Annotated in this window: 20 protein-coding genes and 1 pseudogene; 10 read left to right on the plus strand and 11 right to left on the minus strand. The window is 71.3% G+C overall.

Annotated features, from left to right (window positions below; genetic code table 11):
* Nucleotides 1-232 precede the first annotated feature (232 nt).
* The 3 genes from J2X68_RS18025 to J2X68_RS18035 all read left to right on the plus strand — a co-directional run bounded on the left by J2X68_RS18025 (nt 233) and on the right by J2X68_RS18035 (nt 2985).
* Entirely contained in the window at nt 233-865 is a 633-nt protein-coding gene (locus J2X68_RS18025; protein ID WP_310433558.1) for a DUF6230 family protein, read from the plus strand.
* 118 nt (nt 866-983) lie between these two features.
* Nucleotides 984-1622, plus strand: coding sequence for a DUF6114 domain-containing protein (locus J2X68_RS18030; protein ID WP_310433559.1), 639 nt, complete (start codon nt 984-986; stop codon nt 1620-1622).
* Complete coding sequence (locus J2X68_RS18035) at nt 1612-2985, plus strand: hypothetical protein (protein WP_310433560.1); 1374 nt, start codon at nt 1612-1614, stop codon at nt 2983-2985. The genes J2X68_RS18030 and J2X68_RS18035 overlap by 11 nt, the downstream gene beginning before the upstream one ends.
* 123 nt (nt 2986-3108) lie before the next feature.
* Here the strand turns inward: J2X68_RS18035 and pyk are convergent, their stop codons facing one another.
* The 3 genes from pyk to pta all read right to left on the minus strand — a co-directional run bounded on the left by pyk (nt 3109) and on the right by pta (nt 7927).
* The gene (gene pyk / locus J2X68_RS18040; RefSeq protein ID WP_310433561.1) at nt 3109-4539 is read right to left on the minus strand and encodes a pyruvate kinase; all 1431 of its coding nucleotides are present in this window, start codon (nt 4537-4539) and stop codon (nt 3109-3111) included.
* Nucleotides 4540-4628: 89 nt separating this feature from the next.
* Nucleotides 4629-5840, minus strand: a complete 1212-nt coding sequence (locus J2X68_RS18045) for an acetate kinase (RefSeq protein WP_310433562.1) — start codon at nt 5838-5840, stop codon at nt 4629-4631.
* Nucleotides 5837-7927, minus strand: a complete 2091-nt coding sequence (gene pta / locus J2X68_RS18050) for a phosphate acetyltransferase (RefSeq protein WP_310433563.1) — start codon at nt 7925-7927, stop codon at nt 5837-5839. Before pta ends, J2X68_RS18045 begins: the two co-directional genes overlap by 4 nt.
* 189 nt (nt 7928-8116) lie before the next feature.
* Here pta and J2X68_RS18055 point away from each other — a divergent pair, with 189 nt between their 5' ends.
* A complete protein-coding gene (locus tag J2X68_RS18055; protein WP_310433564.1) occupies nt 8117-9142 on the plus strand; it encodes an ATP-dependent 6-phosphofructokinase in 1026 nt (341 codons plus the stop codon).
* Here J2X68_RS18055 and J2X68_RS18060 read toward each other — a convergent pair.
* Nucleotides 9139-9864 carry an XRE family transcriptional regulator gene (locus J2X68_RS18060; RefSeq protein WP_310433565.1) on the minus strand — a complete coding sequence of 242 codons (726 nt, stop codon included), beginning with the start codon at nt 9862-9864 and terminating at the stop codon, nt 9139-9141. The two genes, J2X68_RS18055 and J2X68_RS18060, sit on opposite strands and share 4 nt — an antisense overlap.
* Nucleotides 9865-10134: 270 nt before the next feature.
* On the opposite strand from J2X68_RS18060, the gene J2X68_RS18065 reads away from it, so the two are divergent.
* Nucleotides 10135-10680, plus strand: coding sequence for a hypothetical protein (locus tag J2X68_RS18065; RefSeq protein ID WP_310433566.1), 546 nt, complete (start codon nt 10135-10137; stop codon nt 10678-10680).
* Nucleotides 10681-10851: 171 nt separating this feature from the next.
* On the opposite strand, the gene J2X68_RS18070 is transcribed toward J2X68_RS18065, so the two are convergent.
* Nucleotides 10852-11547: a response regulator gene (locus J2X68_RS18070; protein WP_310433567.1), complete on the minus strand. Its 696-nt coding sequence runs from the start codon at nt 11545-11547 to the stop codon at nt 10852-10854.
* The gene (locus J2X68_RS18075; protein ID WP_310433568.1) at nt 11544-13220 is read right to left on the minus strand and encodes a sensor histidine kinase; all 1677 of its coding nucleotides are present in this window, start codon (nt 13218-13220) and stop codon (nt 11544-11546) included. The genes J2X68_RS18070 and J2X68_RS18075 overlap by 4 nt, the downstream gene beginning before the upstream one ends.
* Nucleotides 13221-13339: 119 nt before the next feature.
* Between J2X68_RS18075 and J2X68_RS18080 the strand changes: the two genes are divergently transcribed.
* Nucleotides 13340-14773, plus strand: coding sequence for a cation:dicarboxylate symporter family transporter (locus tag J2X68_RS18080; RefSeq protein ID WP_310433590.1), 1434 nt, complete (start codon nt 13340-13342; stop codon nt 14771-14773).
* A gap of 334 nt (nt 14774-15107) precedes the next feature.
* On the opposite strand, the pseudogene J2X68_RS18085 reads toward J2X68_RS18080, so the two are convergent.
* Nucleotides 15108-15349: pseudogene (locus tag J2X68_RS18085) on the minus strand (aldo/keto reductase); the annotation flags it as partial.
* Between the two features lies 1 nt (nt 15350).
* The gene (locus J2X68_RS18090; protein WP_310433569.1) at nt 15351-16316 is read right to left on the minus strand and encodes an NAD-dependent epimerase/dehydratase family protein; all 966 of its coding nucleotides are present in this window, start codon (nt 16314-16316) and stop codon (nt 15351-15353) included.
* A gap of 117 nt (nt 16317-16433) precedes the next feature.
* Between J2X68_RS18090 and J2X68_RS18095 the strand changes: the two genes are divergently transcribed.
* From J2X68_RS18095 to J2X68_RS18110, 4 genes are all read left to right on the plus strand, one after another.
* Nucleotides 16434-16877 (plus strand): Lrp/AsnC family transcriptional regulator, encoded by a 444-nt coding sequence (locus J2X68_RS18095; protein WP_310433570.1) that lies wholly within the window; start codon nt 16434-16436, stop codon nt 16875-16877.
* A 29-nt stretch (nt 16878-16906) separates the two neighbouring features.
* Nucleotides 16907-17335 (plus strand): MerR family transcriptional regulator, encoded by a 429-nt coding sequence (locus J2X68_RS18100; RefSeq protein WP_310433571.1) that lies wholly within the window; start codon nt 16907-16909, stop codon nt 17333-17335.
* Nucleotides 17332-17664: a thioredoxin domain-containing protein gene (locus J2X68_RS18105; protein WP_310433572.1), complete on the plus strand. Its 333-nt coding sequence runs from the start codon at nt 17332-17334 to the stop codon at nt 17662-17664. Before J2X68_RS18100 ends, J2X68_RS18105 begins: the two co-directional genes overlap by 4 nt.
* A 170-nt stretch (nt 17665-17834) precedes the next feature.
* A complete protein-coding gene (locus tag J2X68_RS18110) occupies nt 17835-20138 on the plus strand; it encodes a UvrD-helicase domain-containing protein (protein ID WP_310433573.1) in 2304 nt (767 codons plus the stop codon).
* Nucleotides 20139-20268: 130 nt separating this feature from the next.
* Here the strand turns inward: J2X68_RS18110 and glgB are convergent, their stop codons facing one another.
* From glgB to treS, 3 genes are all read right to left on the minus strand, one after another.
* Nucleotides 20269-23067 carry a 1,4-alpha-glucan branching enzyme gene (gene glgB, locus J2X68_RS18115; RefSeq protein WP_399040226.1) on the minus strand — a complete coding sequence of 933 codons (2799 nt, stop codon included), beginning with the start codon at nt 23065-23067 and terminating at the stop codon, nt 20269-20271.
* Nucleotides 22955-24334 (minus strand): maltokinase N-terminal cap-like domain-containing protein, encoded by a 1380-nt coding sequence (locus J2X68_RS18120; protein ID WP_310433575.1) that lies wholly within the window; start codon nt 24332-24334, stop codon nt 22955-22957. Before J2X68_RS18120 ends, glgB begins: the two co-directional genes overlap by 113 nt.
* Nucleotides 24335-24429: 95 nt before the next feature.
* The coding region (treS, locus tag J2X68_RS18125) for a maltose alpha-D-glucosyltransferase (RefSeq protein ID WP_310433576.1) at nt 24430-25830 on the minus strand (1401 nt) is incomplete at its 5' end.

Genomic DNA, 25830 nt, shown 5'->3' on the forward strand with positions numbered 1-25830 from the left:
GGGGGTCTTCGCTGCGGTGAAGCCTGTCCAGCAAGGTTGTGCGTGATGCGTGTCAGGCGCGACCAGTGGTTGTCGCTCGGGGGTGATCGCCGGTGATCGGTGCGCGGTTCGCGCCTCCGAGACGGGCGCTCCCCTTCCCGAGGACGTAGCACTTCTCCCATCCCTGCCCGGCTGAGCCGCCGCCTAGGGGGCGAGTCGGGACCAGGAGATGTACGTCCGAGAAGGAGGAAATATGGAGTCCCAGGTGCGTGGCGGGACCAGATGGAAGCGCTTCGCTGTGGTCATGGTGCCCAGCGTCGCCGCTACGGCATGTATAGGTGTCGCCCTCGCGCAGGGTGCACTGGCCGCGTCGTTCAGCGTGTCCGGTCAGTCGTTCAAGGTGACGGCCGACAAGCTCGAAGGCACGGGCTTCTCGCAGTACGGCGCGATCGACTCGGGTTACACGCTCGACGGCAAGAAGACGGCTCACGCCGTTGCCGTCTCGGCGTTCAAGAGCGCCTCGATCACGAACATGTGCCAGTCCGTGGTCACCCCGAACATCCCGCTGCTCGGTTCCGTCAGCCTCACGCTGAAGGCGGGCGGCGGCGGTAAGCCGGTCGAGGCGGAGAACCTCTACATCGACGTCGAGGACCTGAGCGCGGACGCCGTGTTCAAGGGCATCGACATCGGTGTGGCCGCCAAGGACGCCACCAAGGGTCCGGGCCTCAAGAGCGGTGACACGGCCAACCCGTACGGGTTCGCCCAGCAGGCGGACTCCGCCACGCTGACCGACGTGAAGCAGACGGCGTGGGCCACCACCGCCGGAACCTTCAAGCTCAGCGGCCTGAAGATGTCGCTGTCGACGGGTGTCAAGGAGTGCTACTAAGCACTCGCTGACGGGCGGGGGGGCCGGTGGCGCCCCCGCCCGTCCAGTCTGAAGCCCGGGGCTTCACCCGCAGTTCGACTCACCACCACAGAAACGCCGCACCAGGGAGCTGTTTTCCATGAGCGCCGAGACCCCTGCCGCCCCCGGTCAGTTCACCCGACGGAGGCAGCAGTTCCGCGCCTGGCGGGGCACCAGGCCTTTCTGGGCGGGCTTGTTCGTCCTGATCGCCGGCTTCCCCATCGCCTACTTCCCTTACGCGCACCTCCAGGTGGGCCACCTGACGCTGGCGATGGCCACCACCGCGGGCGCGGGGTCGCTGATCATCGGCGTGCTGCTGGGCGTCCTGGGCATCAGTCTGTGGTTCCAGAAGCACGTACAGGTCTTCGCGGGAGTCGCGGCGATCCTGCTCGGTCTGGTCTCCATCCCGGTGTCGAACCTCGGCGGCTTCCTCATCGGCTTCCTGTTCGCGCTGATCGGCGGCGCGATGGCCGTGTCCTGGGTGCCGGGCGCACCGCCCGCCCAGGCGCCGGCTCCCGAAGCCGGCGCGACCGCCGGTGGCGCCCCCGAGGGCGCGTTCCCCGCACCTCCCGCGGATGCGGGCGACCTCACCGAGAACCCGTACAGCACGGGCCCGGCCCCCGTGGAGAAGCCGTCCTTCACGAAGGACGACCAGGGGGCGGGCGAGCCGCACGATCTGCACGATCTGTCAGGAACGAGCCCGGCCAACGGGGCGAACGGGAGGCACAGTGCCGGCTGACGAGGTTTCCACCGGGAGCGATGTGGACGCTGCCCGCGTGAGAACCACCGGGCCGCGGCACGCGGCACCCAAGAAGCCGCTCTTCACCAGGCTCCACATGCCGGCCGGCAAGGCGATAGCCCTGGCGGCCATGCCGACGGCGGTCCTCATGGGCATGGGCTTCACGCCGACCCTCGCCAACGCCGAGGACCAGCCCGCGTCCAAGAGCCTCACCATCGACGAGTACAAGGACTGCGTGGCGGCCCTGGAGGACGCGGACGCCTCCGCGTCGGCCTCCGCGTCGCCGTCCGCCTCGGCGAGCGCGAGCGAGTCGGCCGACGACTCCAAGGACGACTCGAAGAGCGACACCGAGGACGAGTCCTCGAACGACGCGAAGGACCCGTCGAGCGGTTCGGGCGGCACGGACTCCGGTTCGTCGGATTCAGGTTCCGACGACACGGCCGAGCCCGCCCCCGCCGCGTCCTCCGCGGCCGCCGAGCCCGACAAGTCGTCGACGTCCGGCGACACCGCGACGGCCAGCCCGTCGGCCACCGAGACGAGCAAGAACGTCCTGGAGACCATCGGCGACGCCATCACGGACCTCTTCGACGGCAACGACACCGGCGCGACGGCGAGTTCGAGCCCGTCTCCGTCCGCCTCGGCGTCCGCGTCCGCGTCGACCGGCGACTCGTCGTCGGACTCCGGTTCGGACTCCTCGGACACCTCCGGCTCCGGCAAGGACGCGTCCGGCACCTCCAAGGACACCACCGACGCCGTCACCGACACGGTGAAGGACACCGTCAAGGACACCGCCGACGAGGCCGAGGACACGGCGAAGGACACCGAGGAGACCGCCGACGAGGCCACGGCCTCGCCGAGCCCCTCGGAGAGCGCCACCACGGACGCCGACGACTGTCCCGCCGCCACCGACGACGAGGGCGGCATCGACAACAAGATCAGGCTGCCCGACGACCCCTGGTACCTGAACGCCAGTTCGCTGCTCCTCAAGGGCGCGGACTACCAGGGCATCGTCAAGGTGAAGACCGCCAACGGCACGGTCAAGGAGGTGCTGAAGTACGTCATCTCCGACGGCACCGACATCGGCGACCTGCACCAGACCGTGGACGACAAGCAGTCCGGCAAGACCTACCACGTGCAGGCGGGCAAGGGCACCACGTCCACCATCCGTGACGGCGACACGATCATGTACACGGAGAGCATCTCCGGCAACCTGTTCGGCCTGATACCCGTCACGTTCAGCCCGAAGAGCCCGCCGCCGCTGAACATCCCGCTGATCTACTTCACCAACGTGAAGGTCCAGCAGGCGGGCCAGCTCGGCGGCACGCTGACCGTCCCCGGCCTGCACCAGTACACGACCGGCTGAGCAGTACCGGCCGATCGTCCCCAGACCCGTCCGGGAGCCGCAACAGACGCCGAGGGCGCCCCCTTTCCCAGGGGGCGCCCTCGGCGCCGTTCGGACCGCCTCGGGCGGCCGGGGTCATCCCGCTCAGTCGCGGGAGCCGCCACCGAGGTGGTGGACCCGGAGCATGTTGGTGGTGCCGGGGACGCCGGGGGGCGAGCCGGCGGTGATGATGACGATCTCGCCCGGGCTGAAGCGGTTGATCTTGGCGATCTGCTGGTCGACCATGTCGACCATCTCGTCGGTGCTGTTCACGAACGGCACGATGTGCGACTCGACGCCCCAGCTGAGCGCCAGCTGGTTGCGGGTGCCCTCGTCGGTGGTGAAGGCGATGATCGGCTGGGAGGCGCGGTAGCGCGAGAGCCGACGGGCGGTGTCGCCGGACTGGGTGAACGCCACCAGGCCCCGGCCGCCGAGGAAGTCGGAGATCTCGCACGCGGCACGCGCGATCGAACCGCCCTGCGTGCGCGGCTTCTTGCCCGGCACGAGCGGCTGCAGACCCTTGCTGAGCAGCTCCTGCTCGGCCGCGGTGACGATCTTCGACATCGTCTTCACGGTCTCGATCGGGTACGCGCCCACGCTCGACTCGGCGGACAGCATGACCGCGTCCGCGCCGTCCAGGATCGCGTTGGCCACGTCGGAGGCCTCGGCGCGGGTCGGACGGGAGTTGGTGATCATCGACTCCATCATCTGGGTCGCCACGATCACCGGCTTGGCGTTGCGCCGGCACAGCTCGATGAGGCGCTTCTGCACCATGGGGACCTTCTCGAGCGGGTACTCGACGGCCAGGTCGCCACGGGCCACCATGACGGCGTCGAACGCCGCGACGACGTCCTCCATGTTCTCCACCGCCTGCGGCTTCTCCACCTTGGCGATGACGGGGACCCGGCGGCCCTCCTCGTCCATCACCCGGTGGACGTCGGCCACGTCCTTGGCGTCGCGGACGAAGGACAGCGCGACCAGGTCGGCGCCCATGCGCAGCGCGAACCGGAGGTCCTCGATGTCCTTCTCGCTCAGCGCGGGCACGTTGACGGCCGTGCCGGGCAGGTTGATGCCCTTGTGGTCGGAGATGACGCCGCCCTCGATGACGATCGTCTTCACCCGCGAGCCCTCGACGTCCAGGACCTTCAGTTCGACGTTGCCGTCGTTGATGAGGATCTGGTCGCCGCGGGAGACGTCGCCGGGCAGGCCCTTGTACGTCGTGCCGCAGATCGTCTTGTCGCCGGGGACGTCCTCGGTGGTGATGGTGAACTCGTCACCGCGCACCAGCTCGACGGGACCCTCGGCGAAGGTCTCGAGGCGGATCTTCGGGCCCTGGAGGTCGGCGAGGACACCGATGGCACGGCCGGTCTCCTTGGCGGCGGCCCGGACCCGCTCGTAGCGGCCCTGGTGCTCGGCGTGTGTGCCGTGGCTGAAGTTGAAGCGGGCCACATTCATGCCGGCTTCGATCAGCGACACGAGCATTTCGTGGGAGTCGACCGCGGGGCCGAGAGTACAAACGATTTTCGAACGGCGCATGGGGCGATCCTATCGGTTTGTTTCGCTACGGAATATTCCGTCTGGTGGAAGATACAAATGAGAGGGGTTGTGCTCAGTTGCTTTCCTGCTCAGTTTGTCTTTTTCACCAGTGCGTAGGTCTGCGTGGCGATCTCCAGTTCCTCGTCCGTCGGCACCACGGCGACCGCCACCCGCGCGCCGGCGGGCGAGATCAGCCGCGGCTCGTCACCGCGTACCGCGTTCAGCGCGTCGTCCACCGCCAGGCCCAGGGAGCCCAGTCCCGCCACGGCCGCCGCCCGCACCGGCGCCGCGTTCTCCCCGACCCCGGCGGTGAACGCGACCGCGTCCACCTGCCCGAGGACGGCGTAATAGGCGCCGATGTACTTCTTCAGCCGATGAATGTAGATGTCGAAGGCGAGCTTCGCCCGCGCGTCACCCTCGTCGACCCGGCGCCGGATCTCCCGCATGTCGTTGTCCCCGCACAGCCCGATGAGCCCGCTCCTCTTGTTGAGAAGAGTGTCGATTTCGTCGATGGACATTTCACCAACACGCGCCAAATGGAAGATGACGGCCGGATCGACGTCCCCGGAGCGCGTACCCATCACGAGACCCTCCAAGGGCGTCAGCCCCATCGAGGTGTCCACGCAACGGCCCTTCTCGACGGCCGAGGCGGACGCCCCGTTGCCGAGGTGCAGCACGATGACGTTCACCTCTTCGGGTGCCTTGCCCAGCAGTTCCGCCGTCGCCCGGGAGACGTACGCGTGCGAGGTCCCGTGGAAGCCGTAGCGCCGCACGCGGTGCGCGTCGGCGGTCTCGACGTCGATCGCGTAGCGGGCCGCCGCCTCCGGCATCGTCGTGTGGAACGCGGTGTCGAAGACGGCGACCTGGGGCAGGTCGGGGCGCAGGGCCGTCGCGGTGCGGATGCCGGTGAGGTTGGCCGGGTTGTGCAGCGGGGCGACCGGGATCAGCCGCTCGATCTCGGCGAGGACGGCGTCGTCGATCACGGTCGGCTCGGTGAACCGCCTGCCGCCGTGCACCACACGGTGGCCGATGGCGGCGAGTTCGGGGGAGTCGAGACCGAGCCCGTCCTTCGCCAGCTCCTCCGCCACGGCCTTCAGGGCGGCGTCGTGGTCGGCGATCGGCCCGGTCCACTCACGGCTCCCGCCGCCGGTCGCGCGGGGCGTGTGCCTGAGCCGGGAGGACTGCTCGCCGATCCGCTCGACGAGCCCGTTCGCCAGCCGGCTGCCGTCCCGCATGTCGAGCAGCTGGTACTTCACCGACGAGGAACCGGAGTTGAGGACGAGGACACGGGTCGCGGTCACTGCTGGGAAGCCTTCTCGCTCGGGGTCTGGGCCTGGATCGCCGTGATGGCGACGGTGTTGACGATGTCCTGGACCAGGGCGCCCCGGGACAGGTCGTTGACCGGCTTGCGCAGGCCCTGGAGCACCGGCCCGACCGCGATCGCGCCGGCCGAACGCTGCACGGCCTTGTAGGTGTTGTTGCCGGTGTTCAGGTCCGGGAAGATCAACACGCTTGCCTGCCCGGCGACTTCGGACCCCGGCAGCTTGGTCGCGGCGACCGTCGGTTCCACGGCGGCGTCGTACTGGATCGGCCCCTCGATCTTCAGGTCGGGGCGCCGCTCGCGCACGAGCTTCGTCGCCTCCCGCACCTTGTCGACGTCGGCGCCCGAGCCGGACGTGCCGGTGGAGTACGACAGCATCGCGATCCTCGGCTCCACGCCGAACTGGGCGGCGGTCGCGGCCGCCTGGATGGCGATGTCGGCGAGCTGCTCGGCGTTCGGGTCGGGGTTCACGGCGCAGTCGCCGTACACGAGGACCTTGTCGGCCAGGCACATGAAGAACACGGACGAGACGATGTCGGCGTCCGGCTTCGTCTTGATGATCTCGAAGGCGGGCCGGATGGTGGCCGCCGTGGAGTGCACCGACCCGGAGACCATGCCGTCGGCGAGGCCCTCCTGGACCATGAGCGTCCCGAAGTAGTTCACGTCCGAGACGACGTCGTACGCCAGCTCCACCGTGACACCCTTGTGGGCCCGCAGCCGGGCGTACTTCTCGGCGAAGGAGTCGCGCAGTTCGGAGGTGGCCGGGTCGATCAGCGAGCAGTCGCCGAGGTCGATGCCGAGGTCGGCGGCCTTCTTGCGGATCTGGTCGACCGGACCGAGCAGCGTGAGGTCGCAGACGCCCCGGCGCAGCAGCACCTCGGCCGCGTGCAGCACGCGCTCCTCGGTCCCCTCCGGCAGGACGACCCGGCGCTTGTCGACGCGGGCCTGCTCCAGGAGCTTGTGCTCGAACATCATCGGGGTGAGGCGGTCGGTGCTCGGCGCGGAGACGCGCCCCAGCAGATCGCTCGTGTCCACGTGCCGCTCGAACAGCCCCAGGGCCGTCTCGGCCTTGCGCGGGGTGGCCGCGTTCAGCTTGCCCTCCAGGGAGAACAGCTGCTCGGCCGTGAGGAAGCTGTTGCCGGGCACCGAGACGACGGGCGTGCCCGGGGCGAGGCGGGCGGCGAGGGTGAGGATCGCGTCGCTCGGCACCTCGTCGAGGGTCAGCAGCAGACCGGCGATCGGCGGGGTGCCGGCGCTGTGCGCGGCCAGCGAGCCGATGACCAGGTCGGCCCGGTCCCCCGGCGTGACGACCAGGCAGCCCGGGGTCAGCGCGTCCAGGAAGTTCGGCAGCATCGCCCCGCCGAAGACGAAGTCGAGCGCGTCACGGGCCAGCCCGGAGTCGTCGCCGAGCAGCACCCGCGCCCCCAGCGCGTGGCTGATCTGGGCGACGGTCGGCGCGGAGAGGGCCGGCTCGTCGGGCAGCACGTAACAGGGGACGGGCAGCCGGGTCGCGAGCCGGGCGGCGATCTCCTCCCGGTCCTCCCGCTCCACCCGGTTGGTCACCATCGCGAGGACGTCGCAGCCGAGGCCCTCGTACGCCCGGTAGGCGTTGCGGGTCTCGGAGAGCACGGACTCCACGGTCTGCTTGCGGCCGCCGACGACCGGGATCACGGACGCGCCGAACTCGTTCGCCAGGCGGGCGTTGAGGGCGAGTTCGTCCGGGAACTGGGTGTCGGCGTAGTCCGTGCCCAGCACGAGGACGACGTCGTAGTCGCGGGCGACCAGGTGGAAGCGCTCGACCAGGGTGGAGACCAGTTCGTCCGTCCCCTGCTCCGCCTGGAGGGCGGACGCCTCGTGATAGTCCATGCCATAGACGGTGGCCGGATCCTGCGCCAGCCGGTAGCGCGCACGCAGCAGCTCGAAGAGCCGGTCGGGCCCGTCGTGGACGAGGGGACGGAACACGCCCACCCGGTCGACCTGCCGGGTCAGGAGCTCCATGACTCCCAGCTCGACGACCTGACGGCCGTCGCCGCGGTCGATTCCGGTCACGTACACGCTGCGGGTCACGCGAGCTCTCCGTCTCTGTACAGGGGCGCGGGGCAGTGGGCACAAAAATCGCCCACCTAGGTGAGCAGATCCCTCTTGACAATACCCCTCGCCGTAGTTAAGGCGCCCGTCAAGAGACAGCCCGCTCGGCGGCGTGAAACAATCGAATCTGGCTCACCGGTACCCACAGCGAGCAGGAGACACAGCACGATGCGCATCGGAGTTCTCACGGCAGGCGGCGACTGCCCCGGCCTGAACGCAGTGATCCGGTCGGTCGTGCACCGTGCCGTGGACCACTACGGCGACGAGGTGATCGGCTTCGAGGACGGATACGCGGGTCTGCTGGACGGCCGTTACCGCGGCCTCGACCTCAACGCGGTGAGCGGCATCCTGGCCCGCGGCGGCACCATTCTCGGCTCCTCCCGCCTGGAGCGCGACCGGCTGCGCGAGGCCTGCGAGAGCGCCTCCGACATGATCCACGACTTCGGCATCGACGCGCTGATCCCGATCGGCGGCGAGGGCACCCTGACGGCGGCGCGGATGCTGTCGGACGCCGGCCTGCCGGTGGTGGGCGTCCCGAAGACGATCGACAACGACATCTCGTCGACGGACCGCACGTTCGGCTTCGACACGGCGGTGGGCGTCGCGACGGAGGCGATGGACCGCCTCAAGACCACGGCGGAGTCCCACCAGCGGGTGATGGTGGTCGAGGTCATGGGCCGCCACGCGGGCTGGATCGCGCTGGAGTCCGGCATGGCCGCCGGCGCGCACGGGATCTGTCTGCCGGAGCGCCCCTTCGACCCCGCCGACCTGGTGAAGATGGTCGAGGAGCGGTTCGCGCGCGGCAAGAAGTTCGCGGTGATCTGCGTCGCGGAGGGCGCGCACCCGGCCGACGGCACGATGGACTACAGCAAGGGCGCGATCGACCAGTTCGGTCACGAGCGCTTCCAGGGCATCGGCACGGCGCTGGCCTACGAGCTGGAGAAGCGGCTCGGCAAGGAGGCCCGGCCGGTGATCCTCGGCCACGTCCAGCGCGGCGGTGTCCCGACGGCCTACGACCGTGTCCTGGCGACCCGCTTCGGCTGGCACGCGGTGGAGGCGGCGCACCGGGGCCAGTTCGGGCGGATGACGGCGCTGCGCGGGACGGACGTGGTCATGGTGCCGCTGGCGGACGCGGTGACCGAGCTGAAGACGGTGCCGAAGGACCGGATCGTCGAGGCGGAGTCGGTCTTCTAGACGGCGCCCTGCGCGGCCCGGTTCTCGACGCTCGTCCAGAAGGTGTCGACGATCCGGTCGAGGAAGTCCCGCCCGGCGTCGCTCGCCGCCCCGGCCGCGCTGCCGTCGCCCCAGCTCAACGTGGCGACCATGTGCCCCTGGTAGTCATGGTGCAGCTCCTGGAGGGTCTCCTCCAGGAGGCGCCGGTCCAGGGGCACGATCCTGCTCACGGGCCTGACGTACGCCTGCCAGCGGGTGCGGGCGGCGGTGCGCAGCAGGTCCGCCAGCTTCACCTCCAGACCGCTGACGGTGACGAGGTCGGGCAGCGAGAGGCCGAGCAGCCCGGCGAGCGCCGCCGACTGCCGGTCCGTGCCGCGCCACTGCCCGCTCTCCTCCATCCGCGTGTACGCGAGGAACTCGTGCCCCACGGCCCGGGCCACGTCCTCGGGCGCGAAACCCCGGGCCACACGGTGTTCGCGCAGGGTGCGCGGACGGCCGATCAGCTCGCCCGGGGAACACCACAACACGCCCGCGAGAGCCGTGAGTTCGGGGTGCGTGGGGGTGAGTGCCCCGCGTTCCCAGGCGACGACGAGCTCGGGGGTGGCGTGCGGCTGGGCGTAGGAGGCGCGCAGTCCGTGGGCGACGTGGTCCGGGGTCATGCCGAGGGCGGCGCGGAGTCTGCGGGCGGCGGGAGCGTTGAAAGGGGGACCTGGCTGACGGGTGTGGGCTGGAGGTCTGGGCACGGGGGACAAGGTAGGGGTCCCGCGGTGCGGTGACCACGGGCTGTTCGGACATAGTCACCGGTTGTGGAAACCTACGGTGGTGACCGGTCGGTCGGCTGTGTCGCGCCACCGTCCCGGCGACCGGCCGTGGGCGTCTCGGCGGCGCAGCGTCGTCGTACGTGCGCCGGAGCTGATCCCGCGGCGCGCACCGCTCGTCGGCCTGCACCGCCTCCCCGCGGGCGGGCACCCCCTTAAGGTACTGCCAGGACCATCGGGGGAGGGGCGGTCGCCATGGCCGAACAGGACGTCACCGCGGGGCAGTTGCTGCTCGCCGAGTACCAGAGCGTCAAGGACGAGCAGAAGGCGCGGATCGGGTTCCGGGACAACCTGCTCTACGTGACGCTGGCGGTGGTGGCCGCGGTGATCGCCGCGGCGGCCCAGGCCGAACAGACGTCGATGCTGCTGGCGTTGCCGCCGGTGTGCGTGGTGCTGGGGTGGACCTATCTGGTCAACGACGAGAAGATCTCGGCCATCGGGCGTTACGTGCGGCGCGAGTTGGGGCCGAGGCTCGCCGAACTGGCCGGGACCGAGACGGCGTTCCGGTGGGAGACCTACCACCGGGGCGACCCCGGGCGGACCTCCCGGAAGATCGCGCAGTGCGCGGTCGACCTGCTGGCGTTCTGCGTCGTGCCGATTGCCGCGCTGGTCGTGTACTGGAGCGGGGGGCAGGTGTCGACGGGGCTGCTGGTGCTGTCCGTGGCCGAGGCGGGAGCGGTGGCGGGGCTCGGCGTGTTCGTCGTGCGCTACGCGGTGCCGTTCGGGGGCGGCGTCGCGTGAGGGCGCGGGCGCGGTGAGCGCGGCGGGGTGAGCGACGGCGGGCGGTTGCCCCGGCGGACGGCGGGGGCGCGGTGAGCGCGGCGGGGTGAGCGACGGCGGGCGGTTGCCCCGGCGGACGGCGGGGGCGCTGCGCCGGGATGACGGTGGCCGGTGGCCACAGGTGCGCGGACGTCACCTTCCGCGCGTCGTGCGCACCCAGCGGTAGACCAGTTCCGGCCTGCCCACCTGCCCGTACAGCGGCTTGCGTTCGACTCGCCCCGCCTCCACGAGATGCTCCAGATACCGCCGGGCCGTGATGCGCGAGATGCCCACCGACTCGGCGACGCCCGCCGCGGTCAGCCCCTGCTCCGCCTCCCGCACGGTCTCCGTCACCCGTTCCAGCGTGGGCGCGCTCAGCCCCTTGGGCAGCGCGGCGGGCCCCGGCGCGCGCAGTGCCGCCAGCGCCCGGTCGACCTCGTCCTGGCCGCTCGCCTCGCCCGCGGCCCCCCGGAACTCCGCGTACCGCACCAGCCGGTCGCGCAGCGTGGCGAAGGTGAACGGCTTCAGCACGTACTGGACGACGCCGAGCGAGACGCCCTCGCGGACCACCGTCAGGTCCCGCGCCGACGTCACCGCTATCACGTCCGCGTGATACCCCGCCGCGCGCAGCGAACGGGCCAGCTGGAGCCCGTGCGCGTCGGGCAGGTGCAGGTCCAGCAGCAGCAGGTCGACGGGCGTGCGGTCCAGCAGACGCCGGGCCTCCGCGCCGGTGTGCGCCTTGCCGACCGCGACGAACCCCGGGACCCGGCCCACGTACATCACATGGGCGTCCGCGGCGACCGGATCGTCCTCCACGACCAGCACCCTGATGGGCTCCGCGCTCGTCATCCCGTGCCTCCCGATCCCGCCACGGACCCGGTGGCACGGGACGCGGGCGTGCCGGACGCGGGGGCGCCGGAGGCCGCCGTCGTCGCCAACGGCAGGCGCACCAGGAACTCCGCTCCGCCGCCCGCGGCCTCCGCGACCGACAGCGTCCCCTCGTGCCGCGTCACCGCCTGCCGGACGAGCGCCAGCCCGAGGCCCCGCCCGCCCGGCCCGGACGGCTTCGTCGAGAAGCCGCGTTCGAAGACCAGCGAGGCGTGCGCGGGATCCACTCCCGCTCCCGTGTCCGCCACCCGCAGCAGCAGCTCGGCGCCCTCGGTGGCGGCGGTCACCGTCACCTGCGCCCGGGTGCTGCCCTGGGCGGCGTCCACCGCGTTGTCGATGAGGTTGCCCAGGATCGTCACCAGGTCCCTGGCGGGGAGCGACTCCGGCAGCAGGCCGTCGTCCAGGCTGCTCTCCTGCGACACCACCAGCTCCACGCCCCGCTCGTTCGCCTGGGCGGCCTTGCCCAGCAGCAGGGCCGCCAGGACCGGCTCGCTGACCGCCGCGACCACCTGGTCCGTCAGCGCCTGGGCCAGTTCCAGTTCCGCCGTGGCGAAGTCCACCGCCTCCTCCGCCCGGCCCAGCTCGATCAGCGACACCACGGTGTGGAGCCGGTTCGCCGCCTCGTGGGCCTGGGAGCGCAGCGCCTGGGTGAAGCCGCGTTCGGAGTCCAGCTCACCCATCACGGACTGGAGCTCGGTGACATCGCGCAGGGTGACCACGCTGCCCCGGCGCTCGCCGCCCGACACCGGGGAGGTGTTCACCACGAGCACCCGGTCCGCCGTCAGGTGCACCTCGTCCACCCGGGGCTCCGAGGAGAGCAGCGCACCCGTCAGCGGGGCGGGCAGACCCAGTTCCGCCACCGACATGCCCACCACCTCTCCCGAGACGCCCAGCAGCTCCCGGCCCCCGTCGTTGATCAGCGCCACCTTGTACTGTCCGTCCAGCATCAGCAACCCCTCGCGCACCGCGTGCAGTGCGGCCTGGTGGTAGTCGTGCATATGGCTCAGCTCGGTCGCGTTCATGCCATGCGTGTGCCGGCGCAGGGACGCGTTGATCACGTACGTGCCGATCGCGCCGAGGGCGAGCGCGCCGCCGGCCACCGCGAACAGGGCCGTCACCTGGTCCTGCACCCGCTTGCTGATCGACTCGACCTTGATCCCCGCGCTGACCAGGCCGACGATCGTGCCGTCGTCCTCGATCGGGGTGACCGCGCGGACGGACGCGCCCAGGGTGCCGGTGTAGGTCTCGGTGAACGTGTCGCCCCGCAGGGCCTTCGCCGTGTTGCCGCGGAAGCGCCGGCCGATCTGGGTCGTGTCCGGGTGGGTCCAGCGGATGCCCTCCGGGTTCATGATCGTGACGAAGTCGACCTCCGTGTCCCGCATGACCCGCAGCGCGTACGGCTGGAGCCGGGCGGAGGGCTTCGCGGTCCGTATCGCGGCCCGCACGGAGGGTGAGTCGGCCACCGCGCGGGCCACGGCCGTGGCCTGGCGGCCCGCGGCCTCCTCGGCCTGGTTGCGGTCGCTGACGTAGGTGAACAGCGCGTATCCCGCGACGAGCACCGCTATCAGCACCGCCTGCATGGCGAAGAGCTGGCCGGCCAGGCTCCTGGGTCTCGGCAGAGCGGGGAAGCGCATGTCGTCAGTGTGCCCCCGGTGTTAAGCGTGAACTAAATGAACGGAAGGGTGACCGCCCTCACAGGGCGGGAGATAGTCACGGCAATCCCCGAACCCCGGACGTGAGCCGCACGCCGGTGATGCCGACGAAGACGTCAAGGAGGGCAGCCGTGGCCGCCAGCAGCACCCCCGATACGGCACCTGCCGCACCCGCGGTCAAGCGGGACCGCACCCACTACCTGTACATCGCGGTGATAGCCGCGGTCGCCCTGGGCATCGCCGTGGGACTCGCCGCCCCCGACTTCGCCGTCGAGCTGAAGCCCATCGGGACCGGCTTCGTCAACCTGATCAAGATGATGATCTCGCCGATCATCTTCTGCACGATCGTGCTGGGCATCGGGTCTGTACGGAAGGCCGCGAAGGTCGGCGCCGTCGGCGGGATCGCCCTCGGCTACTTCATGGTCATGTCGATGGTGGCCCTCGGTATCGGCCTCGTCGTCGGCAACATCCTGGAGCCGGGCACGGGCCTCGCCATCACGGACGCCGTGAAGGAGACCGGGCAGGCGCAGGTCTCGCCGGAGGCCAAGGACACCACCGAGTTCCTGCTCGGGATCATCCCCACCACGATCGTCTCCGCCTTCACCGAGGGCGAGGTCCTCCAGACCCTCCTCATCGCCCTGCTCTGCGGCTTCGCGCTCCAGGCCATGGGCAACGCGGGCCGGCCGGTGCTGCGCGGTGTCGAGCACATCCAGCGCCTCGTGTTCCGCATCCTCGCGATGGTGATGTGGGCCGCCCCGATCGGCGCCTTCGGCGCCATGGCCGCGGTCGTCGGCTCGTCGGGCGTGGACGCGCTCAAGAGCCTCGCCGTGCTGATGCTGGGCTTCTACGCCACCTGCTTCCTCTTCGTCTTCCTCGTGCTCGGCGCGCTGCTGAAGATCGTCTCGGGCCTGAACATCCTCTCCCTGTTCAAGTACCTGGCCCGGGAGTTCCTGCTGATCCTGTCCACCTCCTCCTCCGAGTCCGCGCTGCCGCGGCTCATCGCGAAGATGGAGCACCTGGGCGTCAGCAAGCCCGTCGTCGGCATCACCGTCCCGACCGGCTACTCCTTCAACCTCGACGGCACCATGATCTACATGACCATGGCGTCCCTGTTCATCGCCGACGCCATGGGCACGCCGATGTCGGTCGGCGAGCAGATCCCGCTGCTCCTCTTCCTGTTCGTCGCCTCCAAGGGCGCGGCCGGTGTCACCGGCGCCGGCATGGCGACCCTGGCCGGCGGTCTCCAGTCGCACAAGCCGGCCCTGGTGGACGGCATCGGCCTCATCGTCGGCATCGACCGCTTCATGAGCGAGGCCCGCGCCCTCACCAACTTCGCGGGCAACGCCGTGGCCACCGTGCTGATCGGCACCTGGACGAAGGAGATCGACAAGGAGCGCGTCCGGGTGGTGCTCGCCGGCGGGCTGCCCTTCGACGAGAAGACCCTGCTCGACCACGACGAGGACGGCGTCGAGACCGTCCCGGCGGAGGTGCCCGAGCAGCGCGAGGGCGGCGAGAAGGAACTCGCCAAGGCCTAGCCTCCTCACTCCGGGTGTCCGGCCCCGCCTGAACCGGGGCCGGACACCCGGCCACCGCCCCACCCGCTCCGGGCGGCCGAGCACTCCCCCGTGGCCCGGCCACCCGGCCTCTCGCCCCCCGGTCTTCGCTGCCGGGGGGCAGCGGCGGTGCGACGCGGGCCTACGGCTCCGGGCCCCGGCCCGTCCCCGGACCCCGCTCGCCGGGCTCCGGTCGCGACCCCAGGCAGCCCCACCGGGCCCCGGCCCCTCCCCAGCCCACGGCCCGCTGAGCCCCCCGTCACTGCAAGGTCCCGTCCAGGCGGGTCAGTTCCTCCTCCGCCGGGAGGAGGTCCTGCACACCGGAGGTGTCCCCTCCGTAGGCGGCGAGCGCGCGGGCCACCAGCCGCTCGTCGTGGCCGGGCTCCGCGCCCGGCAGGGGGGAGGAGTCGGCCGTGTCCAGCAGTGTCCCGCCCGCGTCCAGCGCCGCGTGCACCGCGGCCAGGGCACGGGCCGGGTCGGGGCGGCCCTCGATGGACAGTGGCATCGCGCCGAGCCCGACCGCGCTCACGCGAGGTCGCCGAGGGTGCGGTGCCGCACGTCAGTCCACCGTCCCCAGGGTCTCGTCGGCCGCGCGCGGCAGCCACTGCCGCACGTCGCCGAAGGCGAAGCCGAGCCGGGTGGCGCGGGTGTTGTCCATGCCGTAGAAGCGGCGGAAGGAGAGCGGGGAGACCTCGCCGGCCTCGGCCTCCTGGAACACCGTCCGGCCGGCGGGGATCCGCGCGGCCACCGCCTCGCACAGCTCGTGCGTGGTCAGCGTCCCGTGCGAGGCGGCGTTGACCGGGCCGGTGAAGTCCTGGCCCACCGTCCAGAACAGGAAGTCGGCGATCTCCTCGACGTGGATGTACGTCGCCGGCCGGTTCGCCCTCGGCACGGTGATCGGCTCACCCGCGCGGATCCGGGCGGCGTAGTGCTCCAGCCGTCCCGTGAAGTCGTCGTCCCCGCCCAGCACATGGGCGACGCGGACGGTCACGTGGGGGAACGCCGGCTCCGCCGCGAACACCGCCTCGGCCTGCCGCTTGCCCTCGCCGTAATGGGCGCCGAGGAACTCCGGGTCGTGCCAGGGCAGGTCGAGATCGACCCGGACACCCAGCGGATCGACGTCCCGCTCCCGCACGAACGCGACGGAGTCCTCGTGCGCGTAGACCTCGACCGTCGACGTCAGCACGTAGCGCCGGGTACGGCCGGCGAAGACCCGGCGGGCGATCGCCGCCTGGCGCGGGGTGTAGCAGACCTGGTCGACGACGACGTCGAAGGCGCGTGAGCCGAGCGCCGCGTTCAGCGCGTCCTCGTCGTCGCGGTCGGCGATCAGATGCGTCGCGCCCGGAGGCGGCGCGGACGAACCGCGATTCAGCACCGTCACCCGGTCCCCGGCGGTCAGCAGACGCGCGATCAGACGCTTGCCGAAATAGCGGTTTCCGCCGATGACCAATACCTCGCGGGCATTCCCGCGCGGGGTCACCGGATCTCCGGCCGCAGCCTCCCGGGCCTTTACCTCCCGCGTCATTTCCATGACCATGATTCTCCCGGCGTGCAGGCGTGTCCTGAAGGGGTGTCCATGGGAGTTCCGGCGGCCGTACCGAAAGAACCTCGGCATTCACGGGCCTTCGCCGACGGAACGTCGGTGGCCTTCGACGCGGTGGACCGGCAGATCCTGGAACTGCTGCAGACCGACGGCCGGATCAAGCTCAGCGAGCTGGGCCGCCGGGTCCGGCTGAGTCCGGCGGCGGTGACGGAACGGGTGCGGCGCCTGGAGGCCGCGGGGGTCATCGGCGGTTACGGCGCGCACGTCAGCGCCGCCCGGCTCGGCTACGGCATCCAGGCGTTCGTCCGGGTCGACCCGCACGGCGGCTACACACTGAAGCACCCGAGGACCCTGGAGCTGATCGAGCGCCCCGAGATCACCGAGGTCCACCACGTGGTGGGGGAGGACTGCTGGATCCTCAAGGTCGCCGTGCGGGACACCGTCCACCTGGAGGGTGTCCTCGAGGCGGTCTCCGCCCTCGGGCGCACGACGACGTCGATCGTGCTCACCTCGCCGGTCGAACGGAAACCGCTCTTGCCTTGACGTGGGCGTCAAGCCTTACGTTCGTAGGCATGCGCATCGGCGAGCTGGCCGCACGGGCCGGGACCACCACCCGGACGCTGCGGTACTACGAGTCGCGCGGGCTGCTGCCCGCGCGGCGCGGCGACAACGGGTACCGGATGTACGACGAGGGCGATCTGCGGCTGTTGCGGCAGATCAGGACGCTCCAGGACGTCGGTTTCGACCTGGAGGAGACCCGGCCCTTCGTGGAGTGTCTGCGGGCCGGACACCCGGAGGGCGACTCGTGCCCGGCGTCGCTCGCGGTCTACCGGCGCAAGCTGGACGAGCTGGACGCGCTCATCGGCGAGCTGCGGGCGGTGCGGGAGACCGTCGCCGGGCAGCTCGTGCGGGCCGAGCTGGCGCGTGACGAGCTGGCCGTCGAGGCGGGAGTTCCGGGAGGGCCGGAGCCCGAGTGCGAACTGGGAGGGCGGCAGAAGTGATCAAGGCGGACGGCGTGGCCGCGGTGACGGACGCGGATTTCGGGGCGGAGGTGCTGGGGTCGGACCTGCCCGTGCTGGTGGAGTTCACCGCCGACTGGTGCCCGCCGTGCCGGCAGATGGGGCCGGTGCTCACGGCGCTCGCCGCGGAGGAGGGCGAGCGGTTCAAGGTGGTGCAGCTGGACGTGGACACGAACCCGCAGACCACCCAGGCGTACAGGGTGCTCTCGATGCCGACCTTCATGGTGTTCCGGGGCGGCGAGCCCGTGAAGTCGATGGTGGGCGCCCGGCCGAAGCGACGGCTGCTGGCGGAGCTGGACGAGGTCCTGTGAGCCCGCGATGAGGTGACCCGCCGAACCCGCGCCGACCTGACCGGCCGGACATCCGCGCTCGAACGAAGAAATCCCCCGAGGAATTGCGCTCGGGGGATTTCTCTGCGTATATTCGATGGTTCGCGACTTCACGTGAATGAGGTCGCAAAGAAGCTCACTGAGCACAGTATATGCGGGCGGGAGTGGAATTGTCAAACGCCGACTTTCCGGACAATGAATTGCGCTGCGAACAGGAATTCATCAACGGCCTGTACGCGCGCGTGGACGCACTGCGCGGCGACACCGAGGGCGCCGTCACCGACGCGCTGGCCCAGGGCAACACGCCCATGCAGGCCCGGCTCGAGCGGGACATCCTCGTCGCCGAACGGTCCGGGCTGCTCGCCGCGCTGAACGCGGTGGACGGCTCCCTCTGCTTCGGCCGCATCGACCTCACCTCCGGCATCAAGCACCACATCGGACGCATCGGCCTGCGTGCCGACGACGCCGAGCGCACCCCGGTCCTCATCGACTGGCGCGCCGACGTCGCCCGCCCCTTCTACCTGGCCACCGGCCACACCCCGATGGGACTGCGCAGGCGCCGGCACCTCACCACCGAGGGCCGCCGGGTCACCGCCCTGCACGACGAGATCCTCGACATCGGCGACGCCACCCGCACCGGTCACGAGGACCCGACCGGCGACGCCGTGCTGCTCGCCGCGCTCGACTCCGCGCGCACCGGCCGGATGAGCGACATCGTCCAGACCATCCAGGCCGAGCAGGACGAGATCATCCGGGCGCCGCACCGAGGGGTGCTGGTGGTCGAGGGCGGCCCCGGCACCGGCAAGACCGCCGTCGCGCTGCACCGCGCCGCCTATCTCCTCTACGAACACCGGGAACTGCTCGCCAAGCGGGCGGTCCTGATCGTCGGCCCCAACCCCGCCTTCCTCGGTTACATCGGCGAGGTGCTGCCCTCGCTGGGCGAGACCGGTGTGCTGCTGGCGACGGTCGGCGAACTCTTCCCCGGCGTGAAGGCGACGGCCACCGACACCCGCGCGGCGGCCGCCGTGAAGGGCCGCGCCGACATGGCCGACGTCCTCGCCGACGTCGTACGCGACTGGCAGGCGCTGCCCGATCCGGTGATCGCCATCGGCCACGACCGCGAGATCCTGATGCTGGACGACGGCCTGGTGAACGTGGCCCGCGAGCGCACCCGGGCGGCCCGGCTGCCGCACAACGCGGCCCGCGAGATCTTCGAGGGCCACATCCTCAACGCGCTCACCGACATGCTCGCCGAACGCATCGGCACGGACCCCTACGACGGCTCGAACCTCCTCGACCCGAGCGACATCACCCAGATCCGCGACGAGCTCGCCGAGAACCCCGAGGTCTGGGCCGCCATCGACCAGTTGTGGCCGCGGCTGACCCCGCAGCGCCTGGTCGCCGACTTCCTCGCCGACCCGGTGGGCTACGTCTCCGACGACGACGCGGACGCCGTCCGCCGCCCGGTGACCCGGGCCTGGACGGTGGCGGACGTACCGCTGCTCGACGAGGCGGCCGAACTGCTCGGCGAGGACGACCGGGTGGCCCGGGCCCGCGCCGACCGCGAGCGGCAGACACAGGTCGCCTACGCGCAGGGCGTCCTGGACGTCTCGTACGCCTCCCGCACCTACGAGTTCGACGACAAGGAGGAGGAGGACTCCGAGGTCCTGTCCGCGCACGACATCATCGACGCCGAACGCTTCGCCGAACGCCACGAGGAGGACGACCACCGCAGCGCCGCCGAACGCGCCGCCGCCGACCGCACCTGGGCGTTCGGGCACATCATCGTCGACGAGGCGCAGGAACTGTCGCCGATGGCCTGGCGGCTGCTGATGCGGCGCAGCCCCACCCGCTCGATGACCCTGGTCGGCGACCCGGCGCAGACCGCGGAGGCGGCGGGCGTCGGCTCCTGGTCCGGGATCCTGCGGCCCTATGTCGAGGACCGCTGGGAGCACACCCGGCTCGGCGTCAACTACCGCACCCCGGCCGAGATCATGGACGTGGCCGCGGCGGTGGTCCGCGCGGAGGACCCCGGTTTCGAACCGCCGAGTTCGGTGCGGTCGACCGGCGTACGGCCGTGGGCGCGCGCCACCGACGACCTCCCCGGCGCGGTCGCCGAGGCGGTAGCCGAACTCACCCCCGCCGAGGGCCGGCTCGCCGTCATCGCTCCGCGTGACCTGCACCGGAAGCTGGCGGCCCGGCTGGACGGGGTGACGGCGGGCGCCGAGCCGGACCTGACCCGGAGCGTCGTCCTGCTCGACCCGCGCCAGTCCAAGGGCCTGGAGTTCGACTCCGTGCTGGTGGTGGAGCCTTCGCGCTACGGCACCAGCGACCTGTACGTGGCGCTGACCCGGGCGACGCAGCGGCTGGGCGTGGTGCACGGCAGGCCCCTCCCGAAGGCGCTGGCAGCGGCCCTCGGCGCGGCTTCCGCCCGGCCCGGGAGCGGCGGGGCGTAACGGTCCGGGCCGTGACCACCCGGCGGGGACACGGCCGGTGCGGTGGACGGACGAGGCGGGGATTCCCGCCTCGTCCGCCGAAGCACCCGCCGTGTCCCCGTGCGTGCGGCCGCCCGCGGCGCGGCGGAACTCAGGCAGGCCGCAGCCACACCGTCGCGAGCGGCGGCAGCGTCAGCCGGACGCTCGCCGGCCGGCCGTGGTGACCCTGCGGCTCCGGCTTCACCGGGTCGGGATGGGCGACACCGCTGCCCCCGTACCCGGCCGCGTCGGTGTTGAGGACCTCGTGCCAGGCCGGGACGTCGTCGGGTGCGCCGAGGCGGTAGTCGTGGCGGACGACCGGCGAGAGGTTGGCGACGCACAAGAGCGGGGAGCCCTCGGCGTCGTACCGCAGGAAGGCGAAGACGTTGTCCTCGGCCGCGTCCCCGACCACCCACTGGAATCCGGCGGGGTCGGTGTCCCGCTGCCACAGGGCCGGCGTCGCCCGGTAGACGGCGTTGAGGTCGCGGACCAGGTCCCGCACCCCCCGGTGGTCGGCCTCGGCGCCGTACGCCGGATCCAGCAGCCACCAGTCGGGGCCGTGCGCCTCGGACCACTCCGCGCCCTGGGCGAACTCCTGTCCCATGAAAAGGAGTTGCTTGCCCGGATGGGCCCACATGAACGCCAGGTAGGCGCGCAGGGCCGCGCGCTGCTGCCACCAGTCGCCGGGCATCTTCGACACCAGCGAGCGCTTCCCGTGCACCACCTCGTCGTGCGAGATGGGCAGCACGTAGTTCTCGCTGTAGGCATACACCATCGAGAAGGTCATCTCGTGGTGGTGGTACCTGCGGTGCACCGGCTCGTGGCTCATGTACTCCAGCGAGTCGTGCATCCAGCCCATGTTCCACTTCAGTCCGAACCCGAGCCCGCCGAAGCCGCTCGGGCCGGCGTGGTGCGTGGCCCGCGTGACACCGTCCCAGGCCGTGGACTCCTCCGCGATCGTGACGACCCCGGGGCTGCGGCGGTAGACCGTCGCGTTCATCTCCTGGAGGAACGCCACCGCGTCCAGGTTCTCCCGGCCCCCGTGCTCGTTCGGCGTCCACTGGCCCGGCTCGCGCGAGTAGTCGAGGTACAGCATCGAGGCGACGGCGTCCACGCGCAGCCCGTCGATGTGGAACTCCTCGCACCAGTACACCGCGTTGGCCACCAGGAAGTTGCGCACCTCGCGCCGCCCGAAGTCGAACTCCAGCGTCCCCCAGTCGGGATGCGCGGCGCGCAGCGGGTCCTCGTGCTCGTACAGCGGACGGCCGTCGAACTCCGCGAGGGCCCACTCGTCGCGCGGGAAGTGCGCCGGCACCCAGTCCATCAGGACGCCGATGCCGGCCCGGTGCAGCGCGTCCACCAGGAACTTGAAGTCGTCCGGCGTGCCGAGCCGGGCGGTCGGCGCGTAGAAACCGGTGACCTGGTAGCCCCACGAGCCGCCGAACGGATGCTCGGCGACCGGCATCAGCTCGACATGCGTGAAGCCGAGGTCCCGGACGTACGCGGGCAGTTGTTCGGCCAGTTGCCGGTACGTCAGCCCCGGTCGCCAGGAGGCCAGATGGACCTCGTACACGGAGAACGGGGCCTCGTGCACGGGTATCGCGGCCCGCCGGGCCAGCCACTCGTCGTCGCCCCACTCGTAGTGCGAGGCGTGCACGACCGACGAGGTCGCCGGCGGCACCTCGGTGCGCCTGGCCAGCGGGTCGGCCCGCAGGGTGTGCGAGCCGTCGGGGCGGGTGATGTCGAACTTGTACAGCTCGCCCTCGCCGACCCCGGGCACGAACAGCTCCCAGACCCCGGACGAGCCCAGCGACCGCATCGGGTACCCCGTGCCGTCCCAGAAGTTGAAGGTGCCGGCCAGCCGCACCCCGCGCGCGTTCGGCGCCCACACGGAGAAGGCGGTGCCGCTCACGCCCTGGTGGGTCGTCGGGCGCGCGCCCAGCACCGTCCACAGCTGCTCGTGCCGGCCCTCGCCGATCAGATGCAGGTCCAGGTCGCCCAGCGTCGGCAGGAAGCGGTAGGCGTCCTCGGTCTCCACGGTGGCGCCCTCGTAGGTCACCAGGAGCCGGTGCACCGGGGCCTCGGTCAGGGGCAGGAGCCCCGAGAAGAAGCCGTCGCCGTCGTCGTGGAGCTCGGCGCGCACGTCGCCCGCCAGCACCGTGACGGACCGCGCGTAGGGGCGCAGCGCCCGGAAGACGACCCCGCCGGGCACCGGATGCGCGCCGAGCACGGAGTGCGGATCGTGATGGGCGCCCTGCAGCAGGCGTTCACGGTCCTCGCGGCCGACGGCGGGATCGACGACGGCGTCCGGGGCGGGCACGGGGACTGCTTCGGCTGCGGGGACTGCCGCGGGTGCGGCTGCGGCAGCGGCCGCCGGGACGAGGTCGGCTTCGGCTGCGGGGTCGAGGGCGACCTCCGCTCCGACGTCGGCTTCGTCCCCGGTGCGGCAGCCGGCCTCGGTCCCGGGGAGCGTGTCCACGGGGACTGTGTCCACGGGGAGCCTCGCCGATCCGGTCGCGACGGCCTCCCCGGCTGCCGCAGGCGCTGCCGTTCCCCGGTCCGCCGTCTCCGGTTCCGCCGTCGTGGCCGCCGCTTCCGCCGCCGACCTCTCCCCGGCCTTCTCGCCCGCCGCCTTCTCGGCCGCCGTCCTCTCGACGGGCGTCTTCTCGACGGGCGTCTTCTCGCCCGCCGCCTTCCCGCCCGTCTTCCTGCTCGCCGCCTTCTCGGCCGCCGCCTTCTTGGTCACTGCTTTCTTCGCGGTGGCCTTCTTCTTCGGGGGAGTCACGTACGGAGCCTCCTCAAGGCAGGTCGGGTGCGGCGAGGCGGTGTATCGCGGAAAGGGGGACGGGGAGCCAGTCGGGGCGGTGCCTGGCCTCGTAGACCACCTCGTAGACCGCCTTGTCCGTCTCATGGGCCCGCAGCAGCACGGGGTCGGTGCGCGGATCGGCGCCCGCCACCTCGGCGTACCCGGAACAGTAGGCCGCCCGGCAGGCGTGTGCCCAGGCCGGTGCGGGAGGCTCCGCCGAGTGGGCGGCGTAGTCGAAGGAGCGCAGCATGCCCGCCACGTCCCGCACGGTCGGCTGGGGCATCCGCCGCTCGGCCAGCGGCCTGGCGGGCTCCCCCTCGAAGTCGATCAGCGACCACTCCCCGGAGGCCGAGCGCAGGCACTGCCCGAGGTGCAGATCGCCGTGGACGCGCTGGGCGGTCCAGGTGTGGCCCTCGGCCGCGAGGTCGGCCAGCGCGGTGAAGGCGCTGCGCAGCGCCGGCGCGTACGGGCGCAACGCGGGCACCGCCTGCGCTGCCGCGTCCAGCCGCCCGGTCATGCCGTCCACCATCGGCCGTATCTGCGCCTGTCCCAGGGTCGCCGTGGGCAGCGCCCGGGCCAGCGTCCCGTGCACCTCGGCGGTGGCCCGCCCCAAGGCTCGCGCCTCGGCGGCGAAGTCCTCGCCCTTGGCCAGCTCCCGCAGCGCCAGCTCCCAGCCGTCGGCCGCGCCCTGCACATAGGGCTGGAGCACGGCCAGGACGTACGACTCGCCCTCGCCCTCGGCCGGGTCCCCGTACATCCACGCCGTCGGCGCGGGCACCCGGGGGCAGCCCTCGCGGGCCAGCGCCAACGGCAGTTCGAGGTCGGGGTTGACCCCCGGCACGACCCGGCGCAGCAGCTTCAGAATGAACGTATCTCCATAGATGACGGACGAGTTCGACTGCTCGCCGGTCAGCCGCCGCGGGACCAGCCCGGACCGGATCTCCTGCCCCGGGTCCCGCTCGCAGCGCAGCCCGCCGATCCGGGCCCCGGTGCGCAGCGCCTCCAGCAGCACCTCGGCGGGCCGGGTGTCGTAGAGGGCGTCGAACACGGTCCGCCCGGCGAGCGGGCCCTGGGTCACATGGCCGATCAGCGCGGGCGCCAGCCGGGGCGGCAGCGCCTCGCGCGCGCCGATCAGGAGCTGGTAGCAGTCGCCGGGCGACGCCGGCTGATGGGCGCGCACGAGCAGGTGGTACAGGCCCAGTCTGGTGTGGGCCGGCAGCAGCTCGGTGGCCGCCACCAGCGAGAACCCGGTGACCGGACGTCCCTTGCCGGCGAACCAGCGCTGCCGGGGCAGCCACTCGCGCAGCAGGGGGTCGAGCGAAGGGAGGAGGCCGGGGTCGGTCCGGCCGGAAAGTGTGACAGTCGCCGCCATAGGTGTCACATTCCTTTCCCCGGGTGTCGGGGTCGGGGCGTTACTGATGCGTGCCCCGGGCGGGGCGGAGGAAACCGCCCCGCCCCGCCCGGGGTCTAGAGCGCGTCCCTGCGCAGCCTGAACCAGTAGAAGCCGTGACCCGCCATGGTGAGCAGATACGGCAGGTCACCGACCGCCGGGAACCGCACCCCGCCGAACAGCTCCACCGGGTAGCGCCCCTTGAACCGGCTCAGGTCCAGTTCCGTGGGCTGCGCGAACCGCGAGAAGTTGTGCACGCACAGCACCAGGTCGTCCTCCCCGTCCTTGGTCAGGGGGGCCTCGCGCAGGAAGGCGAGGACGGCCGGGTTGGAGGACTGGAGCTCGGTGTAGGTCCCGAGGCCGAAGGCGGGGTTCTGCTTGCGGATCTCGATCATGCGCCGGGTCCAGTGCAGCAGCGAGGAGGGCGACGACATCGACGCCTCGACGTTGGTGACCTGGTAGCCGTAGACGGGATCCATGATGGTCGGCAGAACGAGCCGCCCGGGGTCACAGGAGGAAAAACCTGCGTTGCGATCGGGTGTCCACTGCATCGGGGTGCGGACGGCGTCTCGGTCGCCGAGCCAGATGTTGTCGCCCATGCCGATCTCGTCGCCGTAGTAGAGGATCGGCGAGCCGGGCAGGGAGAGCAGCAGTGCGGTGAAGAGCTCGATCTGGTTGCGGTCGTTGTCGAGGAGGGGGGCGAGCCGGCGGCGGATGCCGATGTTGGCGCGCATACGCGGGTCCTTGGCGTATTCCGCGTACATGTAGTCGCGTTCCTCGTCGGTGACCATTTCGAGGGTGAGCTCGTCGTGGTTGCGCAGGAAGATGCCCCACTGGCAGCGGGACGGGATCGCCGGGGTCTTCGCGAGGATTTCGGAGACCGGGTAGCGCGATTCCCTGCGGACCGCCATGAAGATGCGGGGCATGACCGGGAAGTGGAACGCCATGTGGCATTCGTCGCCGCCGGAGGCGTAGTCGCCGAAGTAGTCGACGACGTCCTCCGGCCACTGGTTGGCCTCGGCGAGGATCACCGTGTCCGGGTAGTGGGCGTCGATCTCCTTGCGGACCCGCTTCAGGAACTCGTGCGTGGCGGGAAGGTTCTCGCAGTTCGTGCCCTCCTGTGCGTACAGGTAGGGCACGGCGTCGAGGCGGAAGCCGTCGATGCCCAGGTCCAGCCAGAACCGCAGGGCCGAGATCATCTCCTCCTGGACGGCCGGGTTCTCGTAGTTGAGGTCCGGCTGGTGGGAGAAGAAGCGGTGGAAGAAGTACTGCTTGCGGACGGGGTCGAAGGTCCAGTTGGAGACTTCGGTGTCGACGAAGATGATGCGGGCGTCGGCGTACTGTTTGTCGTCGTCGGCCCACATGTAGTAGTCGCCGTAGGGTCCTTCGGGGTCTTTCCTGGATTCCTGGAACCACGGGTGCTGGTCGCTGGTGTGGTTCATCACGAAGTCGATGATGACGCGCATGCCGCGTTGGTG

Source organism: Streptomyces sp. 3330, from assembly GCF_031456635.1.
Classification (GTDB): Bacteria; Actinomycetota; Actinomycetes; order Streptomycetales; family Streptomycetaceae; genus Streptomyces.